This is a genomic window from Streptomyces sp. NPDC059900 (genome assembly GCF_050270335.1).
In the GTDB taxonomy this organism is placed as follows: Bacteria; Actinomycetota; Actinomycetes; order Streptomycetales; family Streptomycetaceae; genus Streptomyces.
Window position 1 is genome coordinate 1 of sequence record NZ_JBNNJZ010000567.1, and the last position, 5,086, is coordinate 5,086.

The 5,086-nt window shown below is 69.9% G+C and carries 4 protein-coding genes; all 4 read left to right on the forward strand.

What is annotated here, in order from left to right; translation table 11 throughout:
- Nucleotides 1-683: 683 nt before the first annotated feature.
- Nucleotides 684-1,934 (forward strand): ABC transporter substrate-binding protein, encoded by a 1,251-nt coding sequence (locus ACQKIP_RS39235; RefSeq protein WP_365865032.1) that lies wholly within the window; start codon nt 684-686, stop codon nt 1,932-1,934.
- A 10-nt stretch (nt 1,935-1,944) separates the two neighbouring features.
- Nucleotides 1,945-2,904, forward strand: coding sequence for a carbohydrate ABC transporter permease (locus ACQKIP_RS39240; RefSeq protein WP_365864921.1), 960 nt, complete (start codon nt 1,945-1,947; stop codon nt 2,902-2,904).
- 5 nt (nt 2,905-2,909) lie between these two features.
- Nucleotides 2,910-3,755, forward strand: a complete 846-nt coding sequence (locus ACQKIP_RS39245; RefSeq protein ID WP_365864924.1) for a carbohydrate ABC transporter permease — start codon at nt 2,910-2,912, stop codon at nt 3,753-3,755.
- A gap of 8 nt (nt 3,756-3,763) precedes the next feature.
- The coding region (locus tag ACQKIP_RS39250; RefSeq protein ID WP_427745250.1) for a GH1 family beta-glucosidase at nt 3,764-5,086 on the forward strand (1,323 nt) is incomplete at its 3' end.

The window sequence follows — 5,086 nt, forward strand, 5'->3', positions numbered from 1 at the left end:
GGCCTGGACGCCGTCGCGCATGAGCCAGAAGCCGTCGGTGAACTTCATCATCTTCCTCGGGGTGGTGCGGGGTGGCCGTTCGGGTCGGAGGAGCCGTCGCGGGCAGGGGGCGGCCGGTGGCAGATCCCCGGGCCAGGGGACGGGGCGGGCCGGGCGGCTGCCGTGGGGCGCAGCGCGGCGAACTGGCCCCACAGGTGGCATGGCCGGTCGGGGGCGGGGGCACCTCGACAGGCTTGTGATCTTCGAGGCGAAGTAGGTGGCCGTGCCATTTGATCGCACGGAAAACGAAACGGCAAGGCCCCTCCTCCGTGAGTTCGCGGAAGCGCTTCGACACCCAACTGTGCCAGATCCCGGGGCTTTTGTGGGCTGCGAAGTTGCATCCGGGGTCTAGCGTCGAAGCGCTTGATGGCGTATTAGTCATGCCAGAATACTAACTCGCAGCAGAGGGCCGCACCCATGACCCACCGCTTCACTCCCGCTCCCGGCGACGCCGTGGAGCGCCGCGACCAGCCGGACACACAACACCCGCTCGGCGCGCGCTGATCCCATCCCCCGCGATCGAGCCCGTACGGCCCCGGCCGGAGCCGTACCGGGATCTGCGACAACCCCCGCCGGGACACGGGCGTCCCGCCGGGCCGGCCACCCCTCGAAGGACAAGGGCAACCACCGTGACAGCAGCACACATACCGCAGCGCGCGCCCGCCGGGCGCCGCCGTGCCCGGCGGCCGGCGACGGTCCCGCTCGCCGTCGTCTGCGCGCTCGTGGCCGGCGCGGCGCTCACCGGCTGCGGCCAGCAACGCGACGACGACGTCTACACCGTCCTCAACTCGTCGACCGACGACTCGTATCACGGCTGGGACGCCGCCACCCTCTCCCGCTGCAGCAAGCGCCTGGGCATCACCATCGAGCAGCAGAGCGTGCCGGCCGCCCAGGTCATGACGAAGTCGCTGCGCATGGCCTCCTCGAAGTCACTGCCGGACGTCATCCAGTTCGACGCCTCCGAAATGCCGACGTTCGCCGAGGCCGGCGGCCTGATCGACCTGCGCACGCTGGGCCTGTCGACCCGGGACATCCCCCGGGGCATCGTCGACTTCGGCTCCTACCAGGGCACCTACTACGGGGCCGCACGCACGGTGAACACCCTCGCCCTGTTCTACAACAAGGACATCCTCAAGAAGGCCGGCATCGAAGTGCCCGCCACCTGGGACGAGATGCGCCGGGCCGCCGAGCAGCTCACCCGGGGCAAGCAGTACGGCATCGCCCTGAGCGCCGGCGGCGCAGAGGACGGCGTCTTCCAGTTCACGCCGTTCATGTGGTCCAACGGCGGAGACGAGGCCCACCTGGCCGGCAAGCCGGTCGCCCAGGCACTCGACTACTGGAAGGGGCTCATCAAGGACGGCTCGCTGTCCAAGTCGACCGTCAACTGGACCCAGGCCGACGTCAACGACCAGTTCATGGCCGGCAACGCCGCCATGATGATCAACGGTCCGTGGCAGGTCGAGACCCTCAACACCAAGAAGAGCCTGGACTGGGGCATCGCGCAGATCCCCGTACCGAAGGAGGGGGACAACTCCGTGGGCCCGCTCGGCGGCGCCGTGCTGACCGTGCCCAAGACCGGGGACACCACCCGCGAGAAGACCGCCGCGAAGATCATCGACTGTATGGCGGGGGAGAAGGAACAGATCACCTACGCGCGCAACAGCTGGATGGTCCCGGCCAACGAGAAGGCCGCCGCCGTCTGGCGCAGGGAAGTGCCCGAACTCGACGCCCTGGCCGACCAGGTGGCCACCGCACGCTCACGCACGGCCAAGGTCGGCGCACGCTGGTCCTCGGTGTCGCTCGCCCTGCAGAGCGCCTTCCAGTCCGCCCTGACCGGGCAGTCCAGCAAGGACGCGCTCCGGCGCGCCCAGCAGCGCGCCACCAGCGGGAAGTGACGTGACGAACATGTCGACCACCACAGCCTCCGCGACCGCGTCCGCCGCCGAAGAACCGGCCCTCCCCGCCGCGAGGCCCGACCCGGCACGCGCCCGGCGCCGGCGCACACTCTCCCAGTGGGGCTTCATCGCGCCCGCCGTCCTGTTCATGCTGCTCTTCTTCGGCTACCCGCTGGTGCGCAACATCCTGATGAGCTTCCAGGACTACTCGCCCTCCACCTTCTTCGACGGCAAGGCCCCCTTCAACGGCACCGACAACTGGAGCAAGGTCTTCCAGGACGACCTGTTCGGCAAGGCGCTGTGGCACACCGTCGTCTTCACCCTGGGCTCCCTGGCCGGCCAGTTCGGCATCGGCCTGGCGCTGGCCGTGTTCTTCACCAAGAGATTCCCGCTCAACGGCGTACTGCGCTCGCTGATCCTGCTGCCCTGGCTCGTCCCGATGGTCGTCTCCGGCATCGTGTGGCGCCGCATCCTGGACCAGGACACCGGCGTCCTGAACTCCTTCTTGGACACCTTCGGCGCGGGCGGCGCCACCCCCTGGCTCACCAGCCCCGGCATGGCCCTGTTCTCCGTCATCCTGGTCAACATCTGGATCGGCATCCCCTTCAACCTGGTCATCCTCTACGGAGGCCTCCAGGAGGTGCCCAGGGAGTTGTACGAGGCCGCCGCCCTGGACGGCGCGTCCGCCTGGCGCACGTTCCGCTCGATCACGCTGCCCCTGCTGAAGCCGGTCATCACCGTCGTGCTGGTCCTCGGCTTCATGTCGACGGTCAAGATCCTCGACTTGATCCTGGCCCTGACCGACGGCGGCCCCGCCGACGCCACCCAGACCCTGGGCACCCTCACCTACCAGAACTCCTTCGTGCAGCTGGATTTCGGCGCCGGCGCCGTCGTCGGCAACGTCCTGATCCTGATCTCCGCCGTCTTCGCGGTGTTCTACCTGCGCGCCAACCGCTCCGAGGGGAAGTGACCGCCATGGCGACCACCACCGCCACCCAGCCGCCCGCCGCCCCGGGCGCCACGCGCCGCTGGGGCGCCACCGCCGCGGGCGTACTCATCCTGTGCGTGATGCTCTTCCCGCTCTACTGGATGCTCAACACGGCCCTGCAACCCGCATCCGGCCTCCTGGAGGTCGCACCCGTCCCGCGGGACGTGGACCTGTCCGGGTTCACCTCCGCGATCCGCGAACAGGGCGGCCACCTGCTGACCTCGCTCGCCGTGGCCCTCGGCGCCGTCACCATCTGCCTGGCCATCGCCGCCCCCGCCGCCTACGGACTGGCCCAGTTCCGGCTGCGCGCCACCCGCACCATCGTCTTCGGCACCCTCATCACCCAGATGGTGCCGGGCATCGTCATCGCCAACGCCCTCTACAGCGCCTACGTCGACCTCGGCCTGGTCAACTCCTACTTCGGCCTCATGCTCGCCGACGCCTCGCTGGGTATCCCCTTCGCTATCGTCCTGATGCGCTCCTTCATGGTGGCCATCCCCCAGGAGGTCATCGAGGCCGCCGAGGTCGACGGCGCGGGCCGGCTGCGCACCTTCGTACAGGTCGTGCTGCCCATGAGCCGCAACTCCCTGATCACCGCGGGCCTGTTCTCCTTCCTGTACGCCTGGAGCGACTTCATGTTCGCCCTCACCCTCAACACCACCGACGACGTCAAGCCGGTCACCCTGGGCATCTACCAGTACATCGGCGCCCACGTCGGCGACTGGGGCTCGGTCATGGCCGCATCCGTCCTGTCCGCGATCCCCGCAGCGATCCTGCTCGTCCTCGCCCAGAAGTACATCGCCGCCGGGATCACCGGCGGATCCGTCAAGTAAGGCCCTCCATGAGCACCCTGCCCCGCTTCCCCTCCGGCTTCGTCTTCGGCGCGGCCACCGCCTCGTACCAGATCGAGGGCGCCGCGTACGAGGACGGCCGCGGCCCCTCCATCTGGGACACCTACTGCCACACCCCGGGCCGCGTCGACGGCGGCGACACCGGCGACGTGGCCTGCGACCACTACCACCGCTACCCCGAAGACGTGGCCCTGCTGCGCGACCTGGGCGTGGACTCCTACCGCTTCTCGATCGCCTGGCCCCGCATCCAGCCCACCGGACAGGGGCCCGCGAACCAGAAGGGGCTCGACTTCTACTCCCGCCTGGTGGACGAACTCCTGGAGGCGGGCATCGAACCGGCCGCCACCCTCTACCACTGGGACCTGCCCCAGGCCCTGGAGGACCGCGGCGGCTGGCGGGTGCGCGAGAGTGCCGAGCGGTTCGGCGAGTACGCGGGAATCGTCGCCGGGCACCTCGCGGACCGCGTACCGCGCTGGATCACCCTCAACGAGCCGTGGTGCAGCGCGTTCCTGGGCTATTCCGTGGGCCGCCACGCACCCGGCGCGCAGGAGGGCACCGGCGCCCTGGCCGCCGCACACCACCTGCTCGTGGGCCACGGCCTGGCGATGCGGGAACTGCGGGCGGCGGGCGTGCGCGAGGCGGGCATCACCCTCAACCTCGACCGCAACGTCCCCGCCACCGACTCGGCCGCCGACCGCGCCGCCGCTCTGCGCGCCGACACCCAGCACAACCTCGTCTGGACCGAACCGATCCTCGCGGGCCGCTACCCGGCTTCCGAGGAGGAGACCTGGGGCGAGCTGATCACGGGGCAGGACTTCCGGCGCGAGGGCGACCCCGAACTGATCGCCCAGCCGCTGGACTTCCTCGGCATCAACTACTACCGGCCGATCGTGGTCGCCGACGCCTCCCACCGCGAGCCCGACCCGGCCCGGCGCGTGGCCACCGACAACCGCTACCAGGAGATGCCCTACCCGGACGTGCGGCGCACGGCCATGAACTGGCCCGTGGTGCCCCAGTCCTTCACCGACCTGCTGACCGCACTGAAGGACACCTACGGCCGGGCCCTGCCGCCGGTCTACATCACCGAGAACGGCTCGGCCGAACACGATGCCGTTGCCCAGGACGGCGGCGTCCGCGACCCGGAGCGCACCGCCTACCTGCACAGCCACCTGACGGCCCTGCGCGCCGCCCTGGACGCGGGCGTCTATGTCCGCGGCTACTACGTGTGGTCGCTCCTCGACAACTTCGAGTGGGCCCTGGGCTATGCCAAGCGGTTCGGCATCGTCCGCGTCGACTACGACACCCAGCAGCGC